Origin of the sequence: Lacticaseibacillus mingshuiensis (assembly GCF_016861785.1) — a bacterium.
Taxonomy (GTDB): Bacteria; Bacillota; Bacilli; order Lactobacillales; family Lactobacillaceae; genus Lacticaseibacillus; species Lacticaseibacillus mingshuiensis.
Map to the genome: position 1 here is coordinate 1 of NZ_BOLS01000025.1, position 23,430 is coordinate 23,430.

Annotated in this window: 19 protein-coding genes and 1 riboswitch; of the genes, 15 read left to right on the forward strand and 4 right to left on the reverse strand. The window is 55.2% G+C overall.

What is annotated here, in order from left to right; all coding sequences use genetic code 11:
- Positions 1–780: 780 nt before the first annotated feature.
- Positions 781–1,032, forward strand: a complete 252-nt coding sequence (locus tag JUE67_RS11740) for a hypothetical protein (protein ID WP_203628534.1) — start codon at positions 781–783, stop codon at positions 1,030–1,032.
- A gap of 20 nt (positions 1,033–1,052) precedes the next feature.
- Entirely contained in the window at positions 1,053–1,412 is a 360-nt protein-coding gene (locus JUE67_RS11745) for a type II toxin-antitoxin system PemK/MazF family toxin (protein ID WP_203628533.1), read from the forward strand.
- A gap of 171 nt (positions 1,413–1,583) precedes the next feature.
- Here JUE67_RS11745 and JUE67_RS11750 read toward each other — a convergent pair whose 3' ends face one another.
- Positions 1,584–3,959: a hypothetical protein gene (locus JUE67_RS11750; protein ID WP_203628532.1), complete on the reverse strand. Its 2,376-nt coding sequence runs from the start codon at positions 3,957–3,959 to the stop codon at positions 1,584–1,586.
- A 236-nt stretch (positions 3,960–4,195) separates the two neighbouring features.
- A riboswitch (PreQ1 riboswitch) is annotated at positions 4,196–4,241 on the forward strand.
- Positions 4,242–4,246: 5 nt separating this feature from the next.
- Here JUE67_RS11750 and JUE67_RS11755 point away from each other — a divergent pair.
- Positions 4,247–4,762, forward strand: a complete 516-nt coding sequence (locus JUE67_RS11755) for a QueT transporter family protein (protein ID WP_203628531.1) — start codon at positions 4,247–4,249, stop codon at positions 4,760–4,762.
- 111 nt (positions 4,763–4,873) lie between these two features.
- Here the strand turns inward: JUE67_RS11755 and JUE67_RS11760 are convergent, their stop codons facing one another.
- From JUE67_RS11760 to JUE67_RS11770, 3 genes are all read right to left on the reverse strand, one after another.
- Positions 4,874–5,341: a hypothetical protein gene (locus JUE67_RS11760; protein ID WP_203628530.1), complete on the reverse strand. Its 468-nt coding sequence runs from the start codon at positions 5,339–5,341 to the stop codon at positions 4,874–4,876.
- 112 nt (positions 5,342–5,453) lie between these two features.
- A complete protein-coding gene (gene cbpA / locus JUE67_RS11765; protein ID WP_125697850.1) occupies positions 5,454–6,119 on the reverse strand; it encodes a cyclic di-AMP binding protein CbpA in 666 nt (221 codons plus the stop codon).
- 317 nt (positions 6,120–6,436) lie between these two features.
- Entirely contained in the window at positions 6,437–7,414 is a 978-nt protein-coding gene (locus JUE67_RS11770; protein ID WP_125697852.1) for an L-lactate dehydrogenase, read from the reverse strand.
- Between the two features lie 515 nt (positions 7,415–7,929).
- Here JUE67_RS11770 and pth point away from each other — a divergent pair.
- From pth to lysS, 12 genes are all read left to right on the forward strand, one after another.
- Complete coding sequence (gene pth, locus JUE67_RS11775) at positions 7,930–8,487, forward strand: aminoacyl-tRNA hydrolase (protein ID WP_203628529.1); 558 nt, start codon at positions 7,930–7,932, stop codon at positions 8,485–8,487.
- 101 nt (positions 8,488–8,588) lie between these two features.
- The gene (gene mfd, locus JUE67_RS11780) at positions 8,589–12,125 is read left to right on the forward strand and encodes a transcription-repair coupling factor (RefSeq protein WP_203628528.1); all 3,537 of its coding nucleotides are present in this window, start codon (positions 8,589–8,591) and stop codon (positions 12,123–12,125) included.
- A gap of 98 nt (positions 12,126–12,223) precedes the next feature.
- Positions 12,224–13,798 (forward strand): polysaccharide biosynthesis protein, encoded by a 1,575-nt coding sequence (locus JUE67_RS11785; RefSeq protein WP_203628527.1) that lies wholly within the window; start codon positions 12,224–12,226, stop codon positions 13,796–13,798.
- Between the two features lie 12 nt (positions 13,799–13,810).
- Positions 13,811–14,074, forward strand: a complete 264-nt coding sequence (locus JUE67_RS11790; protein WP_203628526.1) for an RNA-binding S4 domain-containing protein — start codon at positions 13,811–13,813, stop codon at positions 14,072–14,074.
- A gap of 70 nt (positions 14,075–14,144) precedes the next feature.
- Positions 14,145–14,543, forward strand: coding sequence for an FtsB family cell division protein (locus JUE67_RS11795; RefSeq protein WP_203628525.1), 399 nt, complete (start codon positions 14,145–14,147; stop codon positions 14,541–14,543).
- Positions 14,544–14,612: 69 nt separating this feature from the next.
- Complete coding sequence (locus JUE67_RS11800) at positions 14,613–15,086, forward strand: S1 domain-containing RNA-binding protein (RefSeq protein WP_203628524.1); 474 nt, start codon at positions 14,613–14,615, stop codon at positions 15,084–15,086.
- 143 nt (positions 15,087–15,229) lie between these two features.
- Positions 15,230–16,564: a tRNA lysidine(34) synthetase TilS gene (gene tilS, locus JUE67_RS11805; protein ID WP_203628523.1), complete on the forward strand. Its 1,335-nt coding sequence runs from the start codon at positions 15,230–15,232 to the stop codon at positions 16,562–16,564.
- Positions 16,557–17,102, forward strand: a complete 546-nt coding sequence (hpt, locus tag JUE67_RS11810) for a hypoxanthine phosphoribosyltransferase (RefSeq protein ID WP_203628522.1) — start codon at positions 16,557–16,559, stop codon at positions 17,100–17,102. Before tilS ends, hpt begins: the two co-directional genes overlap by 8 nt.
- A 77-nt stretch (positions 17,103–17,179) precedes the next feature.
- Positions 17,180–19,390 carry an ATP-dependent zinc metalloprotease FtsH gene (gene ftsH, locus JUE67_RS11815; protein WP_203628521.1) on the forward strand — a complete coding sequence of 737 codons (2,211 nt, stop codon included), beginning with the start codon at positions 17,180–17,182 and terminating at the stop codon, positions 19,388–19,390.
- Between the two features lie 202 nt (positions 19,391–19,592).
- Positions 19,593–20,483, forward strand: a complete 891-nt coding sequence (gene hslO / locus JUE67_RS11820; protein ID WP_203628520.1) for an Hsp33 family molecular chaperone HslO — start codon at positions 19,593–19,595, stop codon at positions 20,481–20,483.
- On the forward strand, positions 20,480–21,490 hold the full coding sequence (gene dusB, locus JUE67_RS11825) for a tRNA dihydrouridine synthase DusB (protein ID WP_125698530.1): 1,011 nt from the start codon (positions 20,480–20,482) through the stop codon (positions 21,488–21,490). Before hslO ends, dusB begins: the two co-directional genes overlap by 4 nt.
- A gap of 73 nt (positions 21,491–21,563) precedes the next feature.
- Positions 21,564–23,051: a lysine--tRNA ligase gene (gene lysS, locus JUE67_RS11830; RefSeq protein WP_203628519.1), complete on the forward strand. Its 1,488-nt coding sequence runs from the start codon at positions 21,564–21,566 to the stop codon at positions 23,049–23,051.
- Positions 23,052–23,430 lie beyond the last annotated feature (379 nt).

Genomic DNA, 23,430 nt, shown 5'->3' on the forward strand with positions numbered 1-23,430 from the left:
GCACAAAAAGCTTAGTGCTGGATGTGTAAGTCAGCGGTGTTCCCAGAAGCTCGGTCATTTATGGCCGAGTAGTTCACCTTCCTCGACATGCTGGTGACAATTACGGTCGTCCATGTTACTCTAATTGTAGAGATGATGATCATACAAGAGCAGACAAAAAGAGCGCGGAGCGAACCGCGCCTTCGAGAGTAAACTCTCTCACAGTATGGTGATCCCGCTGGTTAATTCGACAAAAAGCCGCTAACTTTTGGAATGGGAAGCGGCTTTTTGTGTCTGGCGACTTACTTTACATGCCAGACTCTCGCAAGATCGCGCCAAGCCAGAATACAGGCGGCCGAAATGATCAGCAACCCCAGGCCTTCTCCTAGCAGCTGCCGAAGCAGGGATACCAGGGTCAACGCGAACGCGAGAGCCTCTATGACCGAATGGGCCACAGGGACAAAGATCCTCTTTTCTCAAAGATCTCAGCGCTTGCAGAGTGTTTCACTGCATTGGCATTATCTCCTCCTGAGGGATCACCGCTCTACTGTGTGGCACTAGTATACCAGAGATTCCGGCTTTAAAAGAACGAATAGATAAAAATATTGACTTGTATAAATGAGGACGCGCCAACAATAAATAACAATATGGCAATTTCCTTTAAATGCGTACGGACGTGTTTGATGAGCCAAATTTTCGAAACGATTTCCTCCTTCCTTTCCGCCGTCCTTCGAGTCCTTTCAATTGACGCACGCGGTGGATGTGCTAAGATGAAGAAAATGAATTCGGGAGGATCCGCTCATGACGAAATTGGCGCTCAATGTCGATTGGGATGAGACGACTAATGCTCAGATCGAAGCCTATTGCCAGGCACATGATATGGCGGTCGACGCGTTTGTCGATGATTTAGTGCGCGATTTTGTCGCGAGTCACGCGGATGCGATCATGCGGGCGCGCCTGATCAACGGCTACCGCGAAATGGCTGAGCTGAACGAGGAGATCTGTAGCGAGTTCAACGCGTGCGAAAGCGAAGCGGCAGCGCTCGATAACTGAAGGAAAAGAGGACCCGGCACATGGCAGAAGAGGAAGTGCGACGCGGCGATGTCTACTTTGCTGACCTCTCGCCAGTCGTGGGCTCCGAACAAGGTGGCAGTCGGCCCGTCTTGGTGATTCAAAACAATGTCGGCAATCATTACAGTCGCACGGTGATCGTCGCGGCCATCACGTCGCGCATCGACAAGCCGAAAATGCCGACGCATGTGGGTCTGGTGGAAGGCGTCGACGGAATCGAGCGCAATTCAGTCGTCTTGCTGGAACAGATTCGGACGATCGACAAGCAGCGCCTGCAGGATAAGATGACCACGTTGTCGCAGGCAAAAATGATCGCGGTGGATCAGGCACTGGCGATCTCGGTTGGGATTCGGCAGGTGTAAGGCGGCGGGCTTCACTTCCACGGCCGCCAATACTGCTGATTTTTCATGCATCGATAGACAGTAGCACCGGGACGCATTTTGCGGGCCCGGTTTTTTGATTCTGAGGGCGATCGGCCGAATCAAAAACGGCCCGCACATGACGGACCGTCGGAGCACTATTTTTCAAAAAGCTTAACGCGCCAGCAGGGTCGCGATGTTGTTCAACGCATCGTTTGCAATCTGGAGGGTATCCGGATCGGGGTTGAGCTTTGGCAACGTCTCGTCGGTGTAGTGCAGAATGCCGGTCGCGCGGGAGCAGATGTCGAACCAGTTCTGGAATGGCATCTTGTTGATGGCGCCGTTGATGGCAGACGGGACGACCTGCAGGAGCTGAGTCACGACCAATTTGGCCTGGGTGAAGGTCTCATCGGGCACGTTGGCCATCGTCGTCGCTTTAGTCGCAAGACGGAAAAGCTGAGCGGCAATGTTCAAAATTGGGCTCTGGTAGCTTGCCGGCTGGGTGCCTTGCGGGCGGTCGTCGAGCAGGTATTTCTGCAGGCCGACCATGGCGTAAAGCACGAGCTGATCGCCGGGGCGACTGCCGACTGGATCGAGGCGCTTGATGCCGCAAACAGAGACGTCCTGGCCGGCGGTGCCAAAGGTCATGGCGGCGTGGCTGATGAAGTCGCTGTATTGAACGCCCAATTCGTTGCGCGAATCGGTGGTGCGCATCATAAAGATGACATCCTTGCCAGTTTGGGCTTTGAGATAGGCGTGCATCATGCGGGCGGCCAGGCCGAGCTGGTCGTCATGAATCTCGCTGCGCTGATCCAAGGTGACGTGCACCTTGGCCGGCGTGTTGTCGTACTGACCAAGGATGCGCAGTAAGGCGGCGAGATATGGGAAAATGATTCCAAAACTCATGGCAAAATTGCCAGCGTCACTGAGCGGCGAATAGATTGAGAAAGTCTGTGCGCTCTCATGTTTTGCGTGCAGCAACATGGTTTGAATCTGGTCACGATTTTTCCCGCGGGCCTTGACCTCATCGCCTGGTTGCCAGCCGAATGGGTAAAGGGTGTCGCTGAAGTGCTGCAGCGCCGCCTGGTTGCTTGGGTCGGTGACCGTCGCACCAACGTACATACTGCGCTGGTAGTCATTTCCGTTGGCAAAAGACTCGTCCATGTAGATCTGCAGTTCGTTTGGCGCGTGCAACTTCCTCAAAGCAGGCTGCACAACAGGCGTTTTGGCCTGATTGATGGCCGGGGTCGTTGTTGAACGCGGCGCAACGGATGCGGTCTGCGTTGCTTCGGATACGGTCGAGGACGTTGAAGCGGCGGCACTGGCCGGAGTTGATTGCACCGTGGTTTTTGGTGCGACGGATTGGGTAGCGGCCGTCGCTGCGGTGCGCGGCGTCTGGGACTGAGGTGCACTTGGGTTGGTCGCGTTGGCGGCGGATTGTTGTGCAGAAGCCGGCTTCTGGGGCTGTTGAGTCTGCGAGGCCTGCGCGTTTTGCGCGGTGGTCGAACGCGGTTGGGTGCTGCGCCCGTTGTTGCGCGTTGTGGCGCCGGTATCGACAAAGCCTGGCACGGCGCGCTCGCCATCTGCAGGTTGCCTGGCCGGATTTGGCGCATGCTTTGGGGCAGGGTGACTCGTGGTGTTGCGGCGCGTCTGTGTCTGTGCCGTCGGGGTCGACTTGGCCTCGGTCTCTTGTGAGCTACGCCGACTGCGACGTGTCTTTGGAGCAGGCGCCGCATTTTGGGTCGGCTGTGCTTGCTTGTCAGCGGCCTGTTTTGTGGGCTGGACTGCTTGGCTGGCGGACGAGGTGGCCGGCTTTGGTGACGCGGCGGACGGCCGGTTTTGCGTAGCCGGGGTCGACTGGGCTGGGCGATTCAGTTGGGTCGCATTTTTTTGCTGACTCTGATTCTGATTTTGGTTTTGCGCGGGGCTCTGTTTTTGCGTCTGATTCTGATTTTGAGTCTGGGCCGGCTTTTGGGCCTGTTGTTGACTTCTGGTCTGCGGCTGGTTTTGTGTTTGATTTTGGCTCTTGGCTGCAGTTGGCTTGGCTATAGTGCGGCGGCCGGTTGTCTGCGATTTTTGTGGCTCGGACTTGGTCGCTGCGGTTGTTTTAGGTGCTGGTTGCGTCGGCTTTTGCGCATTGCGTGTCGCCGGCTTGTTTTCCTGCTTTTTCGCAGGTTGGTTCTGGGCCTGTTTTGGTTCGGGCTTTTCTTGCGCCGCAGCGGGCTTCGTGGTCTCTGTTTTCGCCTCGTTCGCAGCGGCTTGTTTTGGCCGGCGGGTCGGGGTGGCCGCAGGGACGGTCTCGGTCTCCTTGGTGGTGGTTCCATCCGCATTAGTCTGGAAGATAGTGAACTGGTGCGCCGCGGTGGATTGGACTGGGTGTGCATCGATAAAACGGTTGATCTTAAATGTGATCGGTCGGCTCATTTCAGCATCTTTGAGCACTTTACGCATGCTCGATGGTGAGATGCCGATCAATTTGGCGGTCTGCGTCAAGCTGAGGTGCTCGGCCGTCATGATCTGTTTGAGGCGATATGCGATCGCTTCTGACATAGACGTCACTCCTTATATAATTGTTTTTCCGCGAAAGACGGACGGCGCGCACTGGCGATTGCCGCACGTGGGCCCAGCCTATCAAACGAGACTGAAAATATTGTTCAAGTCGCGGTCGCGGTAAGTGGGTGTCACTAAAATAGGGTGGCACCTCTTAAGCGTACACCAAAACCGGGCAGTTTGCAGAAATAATGCCCGCACGCGCTGGTCGGTCAGCGGCCCGGGTGGTAAACTAATTACTCGTGGTTCGAAATCCATCCCACATAAAAAAACTAGGAGGTCTATTCATGCAGCGCAAAGTTTTGACATTGGTGGTCAACGCGATCGTGGCCGCACTTTATGTCGTTTTATCTGTGGTGCCAGGCGCATTCAGTCTGGCCAGCGGCGCGATTCAATTTCGTATTTCAGAAATGCTCAATCATCTGGTGGTGTTTGACCGCCGCTATCTCTGGGGCGTTGTGCTCGGCGTCGGGCTTTATAACGCGATCTTTTCGCCGATGCACTGGCTGGACGTCCTGTTCGGCGGTGCGCAGAGTCTGATTGGACTGGCGCTGGTCGCATGGCTGGCGCCGCATCTGCCAAAGCTTTGGCAAAAAATGGCGCTGAACACCGTGATCATGTCGCTGACGATGGTACTGATCGCCATCGAGATCGCGATCACCGGCCATCTCAACGCCGCCGCGTTTGGCATGACCTATCTGACCCTGATTGCCTCTGAGGTGATCATCATGATCATCGGGGCCGTCGTGATGGCCGCCATCGACCGCGCCGTTCATTTTGCCAAGGTCATGGGCCAAAAATAGCGCCGCTTGTCGGCCCCAACACATTGACTAAGATCACACACCGAGGCCAGCGCTTCGGTGTTTTTTTGATTCAGGGTGCGCAGGCCCGCGGGATGGTGGGACGCCCAACCGTCAGTCACGCGCCCCTATTTTTCCCTGAAGCCAAAACAGGCTCCCGAGCAAAAGCGGTAGGCCGATCACGCCAATATAGATGAAGAGAACAGCCAGCGCCTCTTGTTGAATGGTCAGGGCGATGATCATCGGCAGGCCGATCAGCGCCCCACCGACCAGGGCAAAAAGAGCCTGCGCGAGGTGCTGTGTTGCATGCGCTAGGGCATTGCGGGCAGCCGAGACAGTGTTTGCGTCTGAGATTACTGAGCCAGCCAGCGCTTGGGTCAAATATTGCCAGGCCGTGATCATCACGGCGTAAAAACTCGCAAACGCCAGTGTGACGCCGACGCAAAAGACCCAGCCAAGCACGGGGTATTGTTCAATGGCAAAAGCCCCGACCCCGAATGCGTAAAAGCCGACCACGATGCCACTGATGAGCAAGGTGGCAAGTACCAATAAGAGTCGCAACCAGATGACGATCTTTTTCATCCTATTTTTCCTCCAGATGCTGTCATCATCGCACGTTCAAGTTAAGAATCGGTTGCGAGAACTGTAAGCTTTCGTCAAAAAAAGCCCCGGCCGCAGTCGAGGCAAAGTGCAATTAAAGTTCTTCATCCACGCGAATCGGTTGGCCGGATTGGAGGTCATCGATCTCAACGACACGGAAGTTTTTCTTTTCAAGTTTTGCGACGATCTCGTTCAGCGTGTTTTCGTCAGTGCCAGCTGGCAGGGTGAACAAGGTGCGGCGCACGAATTCGTCGCGCTTGGCGTCCAAGGTCAAACACCCTGAGATCGAGACGTACTTGGCGAGAATCTTGCTCATGGTCGCCAGGTCGCCGCGCTCGCCGGTAGACATCACGGTCAGCACATACGAGCCAACGTCGATATTCCAGCTTTCACTCAGCATCGACAGCAACTTCGCGTGGGTCAAGATCCCGTAGAAGTTGGCATTTTCATCGAGCACTGCGATGTATGGCAGGTCCTTGATGTTGAAGAAGACCTTGAAGAACGGCGCATTGACAGGGATCGTCTTGGTCGCGTTTTTCAGCAGGTAGGTGACCGGCAAGCTCATGTCGCCGCCCTGTGACTTGTGCCGATAAATGTGCATCTTATAGATATTGCCACGGAAGATCTGACCGCTCTCGTCGAGAATCGGCACGCAGCGGAAGCCGGAGTCTTCGAGGACTTTCAGGGCTTCTTCGAGCGTGACGGTCTCTTTGACAGTCGTCAGGAATTCCTTTTTGAGCACCAATGACTTGATTAACATAAGCGGACCTCCATCGTGCGTTTCCACGTAATTATTAAAAATCTCTAATCTTCCTTTATGATACCATAGTCAAGCTGTTGCGCAAGCATTCCGCCTCGGTTCACGACGAAAAAAACGCAAATTCTCGCCATTCTCTCATGTGGCGCCAGCGCCCTGTCTATTATGCGCACATTTTGCCGAAAGCGGTGGGGGAAAATACAAACAGGTGAAAAATGATCGGTGTGCCGATACCGCATACGACCAGGCGGACTCTCGGGATGTGGCCACAAAAAAACGCCCCGCTGCCGAAGCAGTGAGGCGATTTTTGAAAACCCAGATTACTGACGAGTTTCGATGTCGTTCTTAGCGAAAGCGTCGGTAATGATCTTCTTGAGCTGGGTCGCTGATTTGTCCATGGATTCTTGTTCATGGTCAGTCAGAGGAATCTCAAGAATGTTTTGGATCCCGTTGCGGTTGATCACAGCAGGGGAGCCAATGTAGATGTCATGCTGACCGTACTGGCCGTCCATGTAAACAGACAGCGGCAGAACAGCATTTTCATCGTCAAGGATGGCCTGAACAATGCGGGCCAGGGCAGTTGCGATACCGTAGAAGGTCGCGCCCTTCAGCTTGATGATCTCGTAAGCAGCGTCACGGACGTTTTCGAACATGTCAACAAGCTTGCTCTCATCGATTTCTGGATGTTCCTTGACCCATTCGGAGATCTTGATACCACCGATGTTGGCATGGGACCATACAGGGAATTCGGTGTCGCCGTGTTCACCCATGATGTAAGCATGGACGGAACGCGCATCAACGCCGACCATCTCAGCGATGGACTGACGGAAGCGGGCGGTGTCCAAAGAAGTACCGGAACCGATGACACGGTTCTTCGGGAAACCAGAAAGCTTCCATGTCGCATAGGTCAAAATGTCAACAGGGTTGGCTGCAACGACGAAGATCCCATTGAAACCACTCTCAACGATCGGGTCAACAATGGACTTCAAGATCTTGAGGTTCTTGTTAACGAGGTCAAGACGGGTCTCGCCTGGCTTCTGTGGGGCGCCAGCGGTAATGACAACAACGTCTGCATCCTTTGCGTCGGAGTATTCTGCAGAATAGATCGTCTTTGGCGAAGTGTATGGGAGCGCGTTGCTCAAATCGATCGCGTCACCCTTAGTCTTATCTTTGAAAATATCGACAATGCCGATTTCCTGAGCGATGCCCTGCAAAACAAGTGCATATGCAAAGCTGGAGCCTACAGCGCCGTCGCCGACCAGAAGTACCTTCTGGTGGTCTTTGATTCCTTTTGCCACGGTGATATCATCCTTTCTTATTTGCAGTTATGCAATTCACTTAGCAGTATACCACAAAGCAGATTGTGCGCGCGTCTTTTCACGCCTATTTTCGCTGGCTTTGCGTTTATTTTACATTTTGATAAACGCCGTGATGCCGGCTTTCTGTGAAGCGTTTCACCAAAATCTAAGCAACAGAGAAACCGATTTCAACAACGTGTTACATCTTCTTGCCAGACGCTTTCATTTCAGTTTTGACGGCAAACAGGCGTCATTAAACAGCAACCATGTTACTCGATGCACAAGCTGTATTAAAAATTTGGCGAGAACTGTGTGATTTTTGAATCACACAGCGATCAGTGCCCACTGACGGACGTGACACAGCTGATAGAAGGGCATTTGCAAGCTATTTTTCCTGAGCGACGAGACGCAACGGTGCCTTTCGCTGACCGGCGCGATATGGCGTGCTATAATGAAAACCGGCAAACTGGAAGGAGCACTTTCCAGCCTTTTTGCGTATACAGGGGGAAATAGTCATGAAGATGATCGTGGGTCTCGGCAATCCGGGAAGCCAATATGCAAGAACGAAACATAATGTGGGGTACATGACCGTAGACGCGTTGGCAGCTCGGCTTGGCATTACCCTCAGAAAACATGAATTTGACGCGATGACGGGCACCGGGGTCATTGACGGCGAAAAGGTGATGCTCGTGAAGCCTTTGACGTTCATGAACGATTCGGGACGCGCGGTGGGCCAGCTCAAGGCCTTTTACCAATTCGACCTGGATGAGATCATGATCGTCCAAGATGACATGGATATGACGATCGGTCGGGTCCGGCTGCGTCAGCGCGGCTCCGCAGGTGGTCACAACGGTATCAAGTCGATCATTAATGTGCTGGGGACGCAGGACTTTTTCCGCCTCAAGATCGGCATTCAGCATCCGCAAAAACAAAAAGTGGTCGACTGGGTGTTGACGCCATTCAAGGGCGACCAGGTGATCGAGGTGCAAAACGGGATGGCCAAGGCCGGGGATGCCCTGGTCGACTGGATCGGTGGCACAGACTTTGCAAGCTTGATGAATCGATACAACTAAATTTTTGTTAAACGTGTTTCTTCTATTATAAAGTGCAAGATAGCGTGGCCGGTGATGCGGCAAGATAGAAGTGACGCGAAGCCAGAGAAAAATGGTGAAGAATGGATCTTATTCAAATGATGCAAGCGGCCGCACCGCTGCGCGGCTTGTGGCCAAAGCTTGCGAGCGGTCGGCACTTGGTGACAGGTCTCGGTGGCTCGGCCAAGACGGTGTTTTTGGCGGCGACGCTTCAAACGACTGGCCAGCAGTTGTTGGTGATCGAGAACAATCGGTTTCATGCTGACGAATTAGTCGCAGACCTCACAGACCTGGTCGGCGACGACTTGGTGTGGCCATTTCCGGTCGAGGATGTGCTGGCGGCAGAGGCGGCGGTGAGCTCACCAGACACGGTCAGTCAGCGCATTGCGACGCTGAACTGGCTGACGGCTGGGCAGCCCGGCATCGTGGTGACGAGTCTGGCCGGGCTCAAGCGACTGCTGGTGCCAAAAGCCAGCTGGCAGGAAGCAACGCTGCACATCGACGCGGACACGGAGATTCAACCCGAGGCATTGGCGAAGACGCTCAGTGCCATGGGCTACCGGCGGGACGCACTGGTGGCGGCGCCGGGCCAGTTTGCGATTCGCGGGGGCATCATTGATATTTACCCATTGGATCAGGATGATCCGGTGCGCATCGAGCTTTTTGATACGGAAGTCGATTCGATTCGCAGCTTTGACATGGGCACGCAGCGGTCACTCGCCAATTTGGATGCGATCGACATTGTGCCGGCAACGGATCTGATCGCGGATGACAAGACACTCCAAGAAGCCGGCGCGCGGCTGCAAAAAGCTGGCATGGCGGCGAAGGCTAAGGCCGACACCAAAGAGGCCAAGCAAGCGTTGACCGATGGCGTGCTTGCGGTGGCAGATCTGCTGCGGCTGGGCGAACGGGTCGATCAATTGATGTTGTATATGCCGGTTCTCTATCCACAGGCGACACATCTGACTGACTATATTCAGCCTGCCGCCTTGGTGATCTATGATGAGTATTCACGCATTTTGGATAGCGACGTCAATCTGCTGCAAGAGACCCTCGATTGGACCGCGAGTTTGCAGGAAGGCGGGCGGGTGGCAGCCCCACTACCAAATGAGCCGGTTCAGGAGATCGAGCGGACAGGCACACATGCCCATTTGTTCCTGAATCTTTTTCAAAAAGGGATGGGCAGCCTGCGCTTGAGCAGTCTGACCAATGTCACGAGTCGCAACGTGCCCCAATTTTTCAGTCAGATGCCGCTGCTGAAAACCGAGGCGGACCGCTGGCGGAAACAGAAAATGACGGTTGTCTTCTTATTAAAATCGGCGCATCGCTTGGCTAAGTTCAGTCAGACGCTGCGGGATTTTGAGATCGACAATGTGATCTCGCCGGCGACGGACATTTTGCCTGGGACCCTGCAACTCGTCCAAGGCAATCTGGCCAGCGGATTCGAGTGGCCGGATTCAAAATGGGTGGTGGTCACCGAACACGAGCTGTTCAATGCCCAACCCAAGCGAAAGGCCCGGCACCAGACGCTGGCCAATGCCGAGCGGTTGCGCTCCTATACTGAGCTGACGCCAGGCGATTACGTGGTCCATGTCAATCACGGGATCGGCCAGTATGTCGGCATGCAGACGCTGGAAGTCGACGGCAGGCATCAGGATTACATCACCATTTTGTATTCGGGCGGGGACAAGCTCTTCATTCCGGTGAGCCAGCTCCATCTCGTGCAAAAATACGTCGGCGGCGAAGGCAAAGCGCCGCGCATCAACAAGCTGGGTGGCAGTGACTGGCAAAAGACCAAGCGCAAGGTGCAGGCGAAGATCGACGACATCGCCGATGACTTGGTGAAACTTTACGCCAAACGAGAGGCTGAACCGGGATTCGCTTTTGGGCCGGATGATGCGCTGCAGCATCAATTCGATGAAGAGTTTGCGTATCCGGAAACGCCCGATCAGCTGCGTTCGATCAAAGAGATCAAGCACGACATGGAAAAACCCAAGCCGATGGACCGGCTACTGGTCGGGGATGTCGGGTTCGGCAAAACGGAAGTCGCGCTACGGGCTGCGTTCAAGGCGGTGGAAAACGGCAAGCAGGTCGCGCTGTTGGTGCCGACCACGATCTTGGCCCAGCAGCATTACGATACGATGGTGGACCGCTTCAGCGATTTTCCAGTGAACATTGCGATGCTGTCGCGTTTTCGCACGGCCAAGCAAAGCAAGGAGACCATTCAGGCATTGGCGGATGGCACCGTTGATATTGTGGTGGGCACGCACCGCCTGCTCTCAAAGGATGTGCATTACCACGACCTTGGCCTGTTGATCGTCGATGAGGAGCAACGCTTTGGCGTCAAGCACAAGGAAAAGCTCAAGGCGCTGAAAGCCAATGTGGATGTGCTGACGCTGACTGCGACGCCGATTCCCCGGACGCTGAACATGTCGATGCTGGGCGTTCGCGATCTGTCGGTGATCGAAACGCCGCCGACCAACCGCTTCCCGATTCAGACGTTTGTGATGGAACAAAACGCCGGGGCGATGCGCGAGGCGATCGAGCGGGAAATGGCGCGCGGCGGCCAAGTCTTTTACCTGCACAATCGGGTCGCGGATATTGAGCGGACCGTGGCGCAGCTGCAGGCCCTGGTGCCCGAGGCCTCGATCGCGTATGCCCATGGCCAGATGACGGAAAATCAGCTGGAAGGGGTCATTTACGACTTCTTGCATGGCGACTACGATATTCTGGTCACCACGACAATTATCGAAACGGGCGTGGACATGCCAAATGTGAATACGCTGATCATCGAAGATGCGGATCATTATGGTCTTGCGCAGCTCTATCAGTTGCGTGGACGCATCGGCCGCTCAAGTCGCATTGCGTATGCCTATTTTATGTATCGGCAAAATGCGGTGCTCAACGAAGAGGCAGAAAAACGGCTGCAGGCGATCAAGGATTTCACAGAGCTGGGCAGCGGCTTTAAGATCGCAATGCGCGACTTGTCGATTCGCGGCGCCGGGAATCTGCTGGGGACGTCGCAGCACGGCTTCATCGATGCGGTCGGGTATGACCTTTACACCCAGATGCTCAATGACGCGGTGGCCAAGAAGCGCGGCACGAAGGTCCAAGCGAAGACCGACGCCGAGATCGACCTCGACATCGAAGCCTATTTGCCGGATGATTATGTCAGTGACTCGCGCCAGAAGATCGAGCTGTATAAGCGCGTCCGCGAAACGGAAAATGATGCGCAGGAACAGGAGCTCACCGGTGATCTGATCGACCGGTTCGGCGATTATCCGGCGTCAGTTGCGAATTTGCTGAAGATCGCGCATCTGAAGCGCTTTGCTGATCAGGCCCTGGTTGAAAAGGTCAGCCAAACCGGCAGCCAGCTCGCGATCATTCTCGGGCCAAAGGCAACCTTGCTGATGCAGGGTGAACCTATTTTCAAAGTGCTGACCGCAACGCAGCTCAAGGCGCGGGTCGCGCTGGATGAGGGCAAAATGACGGTGATGTTGGTCCTGCCGCCAAAAAGCACGCCGGCTGAATGGCTCCCAGAGCTGACCAATTTCTTGCAGGCCCTGGCAGCGGCGGTCGCAGGCGCAAAGAGCCCAGATCCGGCAACCAGCGACGAGTAACGGTGGGGCTAGGCACGCTGGCCAGTTCAGCACGGTTGCTTACCTCGTGCGGCCCCGCTTAGTTGCTCACTCGACTCGCCCACCAAGGAGGCGCTCATATGCCAACAACGCAAAATAAAGCGGCACATGCCGTGGCCCAAGGTGCGTGGATCTTGTCGCTGGCCTCTTTGATTGCCAAGATCTTGAGTGCCTTGTATCGTGTGCCGCTCCAAAACCTGGTTGGCGACACCGGCTTTTACGTGTATCAACAGGTCTATCCGCTTTACGGCATCGGGATGACGTTTGCCTTGTCGGGCTACCCGGTATTCATCTCAAAATTGGTCGCCGAAGCAAAGGACCCGCTGGCAAAACACGCGGTCGCACATCGCTCGCTGGTACTGCTGACGTGGTTATCCTGGCTGATTTTTTTGGCCATGCAGGTCTTTGCGGACACGATCGCCGGTTGGATGGGCGACCGAGAGCTAGCGGTGTTGATTCAGGTCGTCGGCTTCATGTTTTTGACCATGCCGCTGCTCGCCACGGCGCGGGGTTACTTCCAGGGCACCTTCGACATGACCAAAACGGCGATCAGCCAGGTCTTTGAACAGGTCGTGCGTGTGGCCGTGATTCTTTTTGCCGCGTGGTGGGCGCTGCGGGTGCACTGGACCGTTTACCAAATGGGCGCCGTGGCAATGAGCGGCGCATTTTTCGGCGGGGCGGCTGCGATCTTGTCTTTGTGGCGGCCTTGGACGCGGAGCCAGCGCGGGATGCATTTTGCATGGCCGGGCTGGCGTGCGTATGGTCAGCTCGCTCGGCGGTTCATCACGGAAGGTGGGTCGATCGCCTTATTTGCGGCCCTGCTGATCATTTTGCAGCTGATCGACAGCTTCACCGTGACCAAGGCTCTGACAGCAAGCGGTGTGCTCCTGCCCATGGCCAAGGTCCTCAAAGGGGTGTATGATCGCGGTCAGCCCTTGGTTCAATTGGGCCTTGTGGTGGCGACGGCGCTGTCGGCGACCCTGATGCCAAAATTGACCGCCGCCCTCAGTCAGCGGCGCCTCGCTGCATTTCGTCAGGTGGCGGGTCAGCTCGTCCATTTGTCGGCTGCGATCAGCGTCGCCGCGGCGGCCGGGCTGGTCGTGCTGATGCCGGCGATCAATTGGTTGCTATTCGGCGATGCGGCCGGTACCGTCGCGCTGCAGTTTTATGTGGTCAGCATCGCGTTGGTGGGCCTGATCAATGCGTACAGCGCCTTGCTGCAAAGTGCAGGACGGATTCGCGGGACCGCCTGGGCGCTCGTGGCCGGCTTTGTGGTCAAAATTGTGCTGAACACACCGTTGACGCAGCGCTTTGGGACGACCGGCGCGGCCGCAGCCACTGTGCTGGCGCTGGGTCTGATGCTGGATCTGATCTATGTACAGGTTCCGGCGACCTGGCTACCGGAGCGGCGCCGGGGGTTTGGGTGGAAGTTGGCTGCAAGCGTTGGGTGTATGGTGCTGGTCGTCCATTTCGCCGGCCTGCTCGTGCCCCTGACCGGCCGCCTGACAGCTGGCCTTGTTGGACTGGGCGGGGCCCTGCTTGGCGTCTTGGTCTTTGTGGCCGCGGCCACTGTGTGTCATCTGCTGACCCCGCGCGAGGTGATGAGTTTGCCTTTTGGCCGTCATTATCTCCGCTGGCTTCAGCGTCATTCATAAAGGAGAAAACGTATGCGACTTGATAAATATCTGAAAGTTTCCCGGATCATTAAACGGCGCACTGTCGCCAAAGAGATCGCGGACAAGCAACGAATCACGATCAATGGCAAGATCGCCAAGTCCAGCACTGACGTCAACCTTGGCGATCAGCTGGTGATCAATTTTGGCAACAAGACCTTAACGGTGAAGGTGCTTGCCCTGACGGAGACGACGAAAAAAGAAGATGCTGATGGCTTGTACGAGATCGTCAGCGAGACCTATAAAGAAAGTTATTAAAATGTAACACCTGACGGCTGCTATTTTGCTATACTGGCCTTAATGAAGTGAAGCGAAAGGGGGAAGGGTTATGCAACAGGCAAAGATCAAGCCATTTACCGGCAAAACGAGTCAGCCATCACAGACGCCGGTCAAAAGCCAACCAGATAAACGCCGGCATCGCGTCCATCAAAGGCGCGTGGTGGTCTTAGGGACGCTTTTGCTCGCGATCTGCGGCGGCGGGGCCGTCGCGCTTTCGTCCAGTCATCAGGCATTGTCTGAAAGCACAGCCCAGGTCACGCACGCAAAGCGCGACCTTGCCACCCACAAAGCAACCACCGCAGCACTCAAGGTTCAAGTGGATCAGCTCAAGAACGAGGACTATCTTGCCAAGTTGGTCCGCCAGAAGTATTTGGTCTCGAAACAAGGCGAGGTCGTTTTCACCTTGCCCGGATTGACTAACGGCGGGATGGTCACCACGGGTCATTGATTCGCTAGGCGAAAATCGGTCTAAGTGCTATACTGAAAGACACAATTCACTAGGAGGAACACTTTTTCTATGGCAGTTGAAGTTGGCGCAAAAGTTTCTGGCAAGGTCACTGGCATCACGAATTTTGGCGCCTTTGTCGATCTGGGAGAAGGTCAGACAGGTCTCGTCCACATCAGTGAAGTCTCAGATGAATATGTCAAGGATATCCACGACGTTTTGAAGGTCGGCGATGTGGTCACTGTCAAAGTCATGTCGATCAAGGATGGCAAAGTTGGGCTGTCGATTCGCAAAGCGGTCGATAAGCCGCAAGCAGAGCATACCAGTCGACCGAGTTCCAATCGGCCGAGCGGGGATCATTTTCAAAAGCCGCGACGTGAGTTCAACAACGGTGGTGGCAGTCGTGCCCCACGCAAACCGGTCGGCGGGAAGGATGATTTTGACTCCTTGATGTCGGGCTATCTCAAAGAAAGCGAAGAACGGCTCAGCAGTCTTCGTCGCAACACAGAAGGCAAGCGCGGCGGCCGTGGCGGTCGGCGCAGCTGATAAAGACGCGGGAAACGCTGAGTTTTCCGCGTCTTTTTGCATCTCATGGCCGATGTGACAGCGTGCCACAATCAGACTTTAGCCTCACGTTTTCCCGTTTTCAGCATGGTAAAGTGGGACCTACATTGCGAAAGGAGCCAGCCGTGTTTAGCATCGATCGTGCGTTGATGAAGTTACAGGTGCCACCTCATGCGACACTAGTCGTTGCCGTTTCCGGTGGGGTGGATTCGATGGTCTTGCTGACGATGCTGGCACGGGCCAGGACACCGTTGAAATTGGTGGCGGCCCAGTTCGATCATCAGCTTCGGCCAACGAGTCAGCATGAGCAGCAAGTCGTTGCCACCTATGCTGCCCAGCTAGGCGTCTCGTTTGTCGCCGGTAGCTGGCCCGTTGCGGCGCATCCGCAACATGCAAGCGAGGCTGCGGCACGAGAGGCGCGCTATGCGTTTTTGACCAAGGCGGCGGCGATGCACCAGGCCAAGTTCCTGGTATTGGCGCAGCACCGCGACGATCAATTGGAGACGATGCTACTTCAACTGGGCCGATCTGGGAACCTCGGGGCTGTACGCGCGATGAAACCTCGCACCGAGCGCGATGGGGTGGCGCTTTTACGTCCGTTATTGGGTGTGGCGAAACAGACCCTTCGCGACTATGCAGCCAATCATCACGTGCCATTTTGTGAAGACGAAAGTAATGAAGATCAAGCCGTGCCGCGCAACGCGTTGCGGCAAGATGTCATTCCCAGGCTGACTACGCTTTTTCCGCAGATCACGGCGCATGGGCAACATTTCAGCGAAACACTGGACGGGGCGCTGACGCTGGCGTCGCGCCAGGCCGCGGCGATGCTCGCACCACTTCAGATCACAAATGGGGTGGATTGGCGACCGCTTCTGAGCGAGCCAGCCAATGTCCAGCAGCTGTTGCTGACGGCCCAGCTCGATCAGTGGGACCTGGTGGTTGCAAGTCGTCAGCAGCAGCAGCTCTTGGCCGCCCTGCAACATGGCGGTAGCCATCAGTTCCTGATTGCCGGCGGCCAGCTGCTGCTGGTCGAGTATGGGCAGTTGGTGCGTGACAGTGTGAACAAACCGATCGCGGTCGTGCCGGACCTTGTCTTGATGCCGGATGACCGCTGGCATGCGGTTCCGGCGGGGGAGATCGGCCTCTTTTCGGCTGTGCCGGCGGATGCGGTCAGCTGGGCGCCTGCCCCTGCTGGCCCGGTGACGATCAGGACCCGGCGCCCCGGGGATCAGGTGGCCCTGCCTAATGGCCATCACCAATTACTGCGACGGTTTTTCATCGATCAAAAGGTCCCAGCGCGAAAACGCGCCGGGTGCTTGCTGGCGACACAGGGCCAAACGGTATTTTGGGTGCAGGAAAGCCCGGCTCGTCAATTGTTTCAACGCCCGCTAACTGATATACTTTCTTATGTAGTAGCATTTCGACCAAAGCAGGCGAAGCGAGGGCAGGATGATGAATGACGATATTCTGAGAGTTTTGTATTCCAAAGAAGACATCGACGCGATCACGGCGCGATTGGCAGACCAGATCAAAGCGGATTACGCAGGAAAAAATCCGTTGGTGATCTGCATCTTGAAAGGCGCGATCATGTTCATGACCGACTTGGTCCGGGCGGTGGACGATTACATGGAGATCGACTTCATGGACGTCTCGAGTTACGGCAACGCCACCGAATCCAGTGGTGAAGTTAAGATCTTAAAGGATCTTGACACCAGTGTCTCTGGGCGTGATCTGTTGATCGTCGAGGATATCGTCGATACCGGCCGTACCCTTTTTTACCTGAAGAAGCTGTTCAACACACGCAATGCGCGCTCGATCAAGATCTGCGCGTTGATGGACAAGCCCGAGGGTCGGGTGGTCGATGTGCATGCGGATTATGTCGGGACCACCGTGCCGAATGAGTTCGTGGTCGGCTACGGGCTCGATTATGCGGAAAAATATCGCAACCTGCCATACATCGGGGTGCTCAAGCCGGCGGTGTACCAAGCAGAAGAATAAGCGGATACGCCCCGACTGGTGTATCATGAACCCATTAAAGCCGCATCGGCGGCGATCAATGTTGCTGGAGGTTATGCATGAATAAAAAACAAAACGGGCTGTTCGGCAGCACCCTGACCTATGTGATCATGTTCGTCATATTGGTCTCAGGGTTTGCCTGGTACCTGCGCGGCAGCAATGGCACCTCAACAGAAACACTGCAGACCAGCCAATTTCTGACGGAGTTGAAGGATAACAAGATCAAATCCTTCGAAATGCAACCGTCTGGCGGCGTCTACAAGGTGACCGGTGAATACCGCGAAGCCAAGAAGTCGAGCAGCAGTAATAACTCGCTGAGCCTTTTTGGGTCGCAGACCACGACCACCAAGTCGTTTTCGGTGTACATTCCAACGAATGACACCACTCTGGCGACGATTCAAAAAGAAGCCAGCGAAAATGACGTCAAGACGAATACCCTTACCGAGTCACAATCGGGCACTTGGCTGACGATTCTGATCACCATTTTGCCGATGGTCGCCATCATGATCTTCTTCTACGTCATGATGAACCAGGCAGGCCAAGGTGGCGGCGGCAACGGGCGGGTGATGAACTTCGGCAAGAGCCGGGCCAAGCAGGCGGATAAGAAGGCCAACAAGGTCCGCTTCTCCGATGTTGCCGGGGCCGAAGAAGAAAAACAGGAACTGGTTGAGATCGTCGAGTTCCTGAAAGATCCGCGTAAGTTCTCGAAGTTGGGCGCCCGCATTCCGGCTGGGGTCTTGCTCGAGGGCCCGCCAGGTACTGGTAAAACATTGCTGGCCAAGGCGGTCGCTGGTGAAGCCGGTGTCCCGTTCTTCTCGATCTCTGGGTCGGACTTTGTTGAAATGTTCGTCGGGGTCGGGGCTTCCCGGGTCCGCGATCTGTTTGACAACGCGAAGAAAAATGCGCCAGCGATCATCTTTATCGATGAGATCGATGCGGTCGGCCGTCAACGTGGCGCCGGCATGGGCGGCGGCCATGATGAACGCGAACAGACTCTGAACCAGTTGCTTGTTGAGATGGACGGGTTCACGGGTAACGAAGGCGTCATCGTGATGGCGGCGACCAACCGTTCCGATGTCCTTGATCCCGCGTTGCTTCGGCCGGGCCGATTTGACCGAAAGATCTTGGTCGGTCAGCCTGACGTGAAGGGCCGTGAAGCGATTCTGAAGGTCCACGCAAAGAACAAGCCATTGGCAGACGACGTTGACCTGAAAGTGATCGCCCAACAGACCCCTGGCTTTGTCGGGGCGGATCTTGAAAACTTGCTGAACGAAGCGGCTTTGGTCGCGGCGCGCCGCGGTAAAGACAAGATCGACGCCGCCGATATCGATGAAGCTGAAGATCGTGTGATCGCCGGCCCTGCCAAGAAGGACCGTGCGATTCCAGCTAAGGAACGCAATGTGGTGGCCTTCCATGAGGCAGGTCATGCGATCATCGGGTTGGTCCTGTCTGACTCGCGTGTGGTGCGCAAGGTCACGATCATTCCGCGCGGCCGCGCAGGCGGTTATGCGATCACCTTGCCAAAAGAAGACCAGTTCATGTTGACCAAGAAGGAAATGATGGAGCAGATCGCCGGCCTGATGGGTGGGCGGACTGCTGAAGAAATCGTCTTCGGTGTTGAAGCAACTGGTGCGTCTAACGATTTTGAGCAAGCGACACAATTGGCGCGTAGTATGGTCACCCAGTATGGGATGTCCAAGCGCATCGGCACTGTGACCTTGGAACGTCAAGGTCAAGGCCCATTCGTCGGTGCCGAATATGGCCAGATGCCTGCGTACTCGCAGGATACCGCAACGGCGATCGATGACGAGGTCCGCCGCATCATCGACGAAGCACACGAACAAGCGCGCCAGATCATCGAGAGTCACCGTGAACAGCATAAGCTGATCGCCGAAGCGTTGCTGAAATACGAAACGCTGGACGAAGCGGAGATTCTGTCCCTGTTTAATGATGGCAAGATGCCAGAAAAGGACAAGGATCAGTTTCCTAGCGAAAAGGCCGCAACCTACGAGGAAGCAAAGAAGGCCTTGGAGAAAAAGGATGCCAAGAAGCAGGCGGCTGAAAATGCTGACGGCGAAAATCACGACATTCTTTCACCGGACGACACCGCCGATAGCGATGACGTCGATACTGCAACAAATGCGGATGACGCGTCTACGCCAGATGATGGCAGTGCCTCTGATGGCGGTTACCTCAACGCGGTTAAAGGGGATCAGCCATCCGGCGATGGCACTTCATCTGATGACGACGCCTCGCATGATCCAGAATAATTTTTGACGACAAAAAGGCCAGCAGTTTGCTGGCTTTTTTGCTATCCTGAATGCACTTGGTGAACTGACTTGGCTGTTTCTTTGAGTTAGGGTCCCATGCGCTGCTTCGGGAGTTGTGGCCGCGATGTTGCCCCCGGTTTGGCGCGGCGCACAGTTTCTGGTATGATAATTGGCGTTTAATGCAAGAAATGAGGCAAAAGAAATGGCAGATAAATTGATCACGGCAGTTTCGGAGGACGGCTTTTTCCGGGTGTTCGCCGTCGATGCGACGCAGACCGTGGCGGAAGCGCAACGGCGGCACGGCACCTGGCCGGCCAGCTCAGCCGCATTAGGGCGGACGCTGGTCGCGACGGCGCTGCTGAGTGCAGCCGGACTCAAAGATGACGATGACCTCCTGACGATCCGCATCAAAGGCGATGGCCCGGCCGGCGCGATCGTGGCAGATGGCGAGGCAAATGGCAATGTGCGTGGCTACATTGAAAACCCGCATGTCGATCTGCCCCTCAATTTGGTTGGGAAGATCGATGTGGGCCAGGCCGTCGGGAAAAACGGCTTGCTGGTCGTGACCAAGAGCATTGGGGTCGGCGATCCATTTACGGGTCAGGTCGCCTTAGTTTCGGGCGAGCTCGGGGACGATTTTGCCTACTATCTGACCCAATCTGAACAGATACCTTCGGCGGTCGGGCTGTCTGTCTTTGTCAACGGGGATGAGACCATCGGCCACGCCGGCGGATTTTTGGTCGAGGCGTTGCCCGATGCGACGGATGCGGCACTAGATGAGGTCGTGACCACGATCAAGACGTTGCCGCTGGTGTCGGAAATGCTCAAGGCGGGCCTGACGCCAGAACAGATCGCCGCGCGGACGCTGGGCACCCGGCCACTCAAGGTGCTGAACACCCAACCGGTCGCGTTTCAGTGCACCTGCAGCAAGGCCCATTTTGCCGAAGTCCTCGCGACCTTGGCGCACAAGGATCTGCAGCAGATGATCGATGAAGACCACGGCGCTGAAGCGGTCTGCAAATTCTGTGGGGCCCATTACCAGTATTCGGAAGCGGAATTAACGGCATTGATGACTCAGGAGGAAGAAAAATGACAACAGATCAAAGTTGGCAGATTGGCGATGTGACCATTCCTAATCGTGTGGTCGTTGCCCCAATGGCCGGAATCTCAAATGCGGCCTTTCGCGTGACGTGTAAGGAGTTTGGCGCAGGCCTCGTGGTGTGTGAGATGATCTCGGACCGCGGCATCATGTATCACAACCAAAAGACGCTCAGCATGCTGTTTGTCGATCCGCGGGAACACCCGATCTCCATTCAGATCTTCGGCGGGACTAAGGAGACGTTGGTCAACGCGGCGAAGTTCATCGATCAAAACACGGCCGCGGATATCATTGACATCAACATGGGCTGCCCCGTACCCAAGGTTACCAAGACGGACGCTGGCGCACATTGGTTGCTGGATCCAAACAAGGTCTACGAAATGGTCGCGGCGGTCGTCGATGCGGTGCATAAACCGGTGACGGTGAAAATGCGGACAGGGTGGGACCAAGATCATATTTTGGCCGTCGAAAACGCTCTTGCTGCCGAACGTGCTGGTGCCAGTGCGCTGGCAATGCACGGCCGTACCCGTAAGCAATTGTATACCGGGCATGCCGACTGGAATATTTTACATGAGGTGGCCTCGCAGCTGACCATTCCGTTCATGGGCAACGGGGATGTTCGGACACCGCAAGACGCCAAGCGAATGATCGATGAAGTTGGGGCGGATGCGGTCATGATCGGCCGCGCCGCACTGGGCAATCCCTGGCTGTTGACACAAGTCGAGGCCTACCTTCGCACGGGTGAACTTCAGCCGGAGCCGACGCCACGTGAAAAAATCGAAACGGCCAAATTGCAGCTGCATCGGCTCGTTGAACTAAAGGGTGAAAAGATCGGCGTACCCGAATTTCGTGCGCAGGCGGCTTACTATCTGAAAGGTGTGCCGCACGCCGCGCGCACCAAAGCAGCCGCGATGAGCGTGAACACAGAGCAAGAAGTCGACGATATTTTTGACCGCTTTATTGAAGAAACTGAGCAACGCGAGGCGGAAACACAGCGCTAAATACCGGTGACGCTTGCTTTTTCCACGGGAAGTCGTCATTATCAAAAAAGGAAACTGAAACGGAGGGTTCACGTTGGCAAAGGAACAAGCAGAATTGAACGATCAGATGCTCGCGCGTCGCCAGAAAATGGATAACTTACGCGAAGCGGGTATCGATCCATTTGGGCATCGCTTTGACCGCACGGACTTGGCGGCTGAGCTCCACACCAAGTTTGATGGTGAGGACAAAGAGGCACTGGGGGCAGCGGCACCGGAGACGGTGATCGCGGGGCGCATGATGTCCAAACGCGGGAAAGGCAAGGTCGGCTTTGCCGATCTGCGTGATCGCTCAGGCAAGATTCAGATCTACGTCCGCAAAGATGTGGTCGGCGAGGAGAACTACAAGCTGTTTAAGCAAGCGGACATCGGTGATTTTCTCGGCATCGATGGCGACATGATGAAAACAGATGCAGGTGAGCTGACGGTGCGGGCCACGCACCTGACTTTTTTGACCAAGGCATTGCGCCCGTTGCCGGATAAGTATCATGGGCTCACGAATGTTGAACAGATCTATCGCCAGCGCTATTTGGATCTGATCTCGAATGAGGAAAGCTACGACCGCTTCGTTAAGCGCAGCCGCATTATTAGCGCGGTGCGTGAATATCTGGACGGCCATGATTTTCTCGAAGTTGAAACGCCAGTACTGCATAACCAAGCAGGTGGCGCCAGCGCGCGGCCGTTCATTACGCATCATAACGCGCTGGACATTGACCTTTATCTACGCATCGCATTGGAGCTTCATCTCAAGCGGCTCATCGTCGGTGGGATGGAACGCGTGTATGAAATTGGGCGTGTCTTCCGCAACGAAGGCATCGACACGAAACATAACCCAGAATTCACCGAGCTTGAGACATATGCCGCCTACTGGGATCTGACCGATGTGATGGACGAAACGGAAGGTATTTTCCGCTACGCCGCGCAAAAGGTCCTCGGTACGGGTAAGGTGACTTACCAAGGTCAGGCGATCGATCTCGATGCCCCGTTCCAGCGGGTGCATATGGTCGACGCGATCAAGGCCAAGACCGGCGTTGATTTTTGGCAGCCAATGAGCGATGACGAGGCGAAAAAGGTCGCAGATGCTCATGGCGTTCATTATGAGTCTTATTGGAAGACCGGCCATATCATCAATGCGTTCTTCGAGGAGTTTGTCGAGGAGACCTTGACGCAGCCGACCTTCATTTACGGCCATCCAATCGAGATCTCACCGCTTGCCAAGAAGAGTCAAAAGGATCCGCGCTTTGTGGACCGTTTTGAACTCTTCATGCACGGCAACGAATACGCCAATGCTTTTACCGAGCTTAATGATCCTATCGATCAGCGCGCGCGGTTTGAAGCCCAAGCAGCTGAAAAGACGCAAGGAAACGACGAGGCGCAGGGTATCGATGAAGACTTTATCGAGGCATTGGAGTATGGGATGCCGCCAACTGGGGGCCTGGGCATTGGTATCGACCGGCTCGTCATGTTGCTGACTGATGCGGCTTCAATTCGCGACGTTCTGCTTTTTCCGACGTTGCGTCCATGATCTAGATCAAAGCACTCCGACTCGGGGTGCTTTTTTCATTAGAAAAGTTCCGCACGATACGATGCGGCTGTCGGCGGATTTTCGCGAAAATATCTCAAGAAACCAAACGTTCCATTTTCCTTGACAGATAGTGTTCGCAAATGCCAAATAATGTGGAAAAATGTTGACGGGACGCGGTCTGCCTGATAATATAAATAGCGTCGTTGAGGCAATAACGGAGCTGACACAAGCACGCAACTGAAAACTTATCGTTGACAGGAAAGATGCAAAATGTTAGGATGTTAAAGTTGTCTTTTGGACAAGTCGTCCTTTGAAAACTGAACAAAGTTTCGTAAATGTGTAGGTGATTCGGCCTTAATTGGTCGGAGAATTAAACATG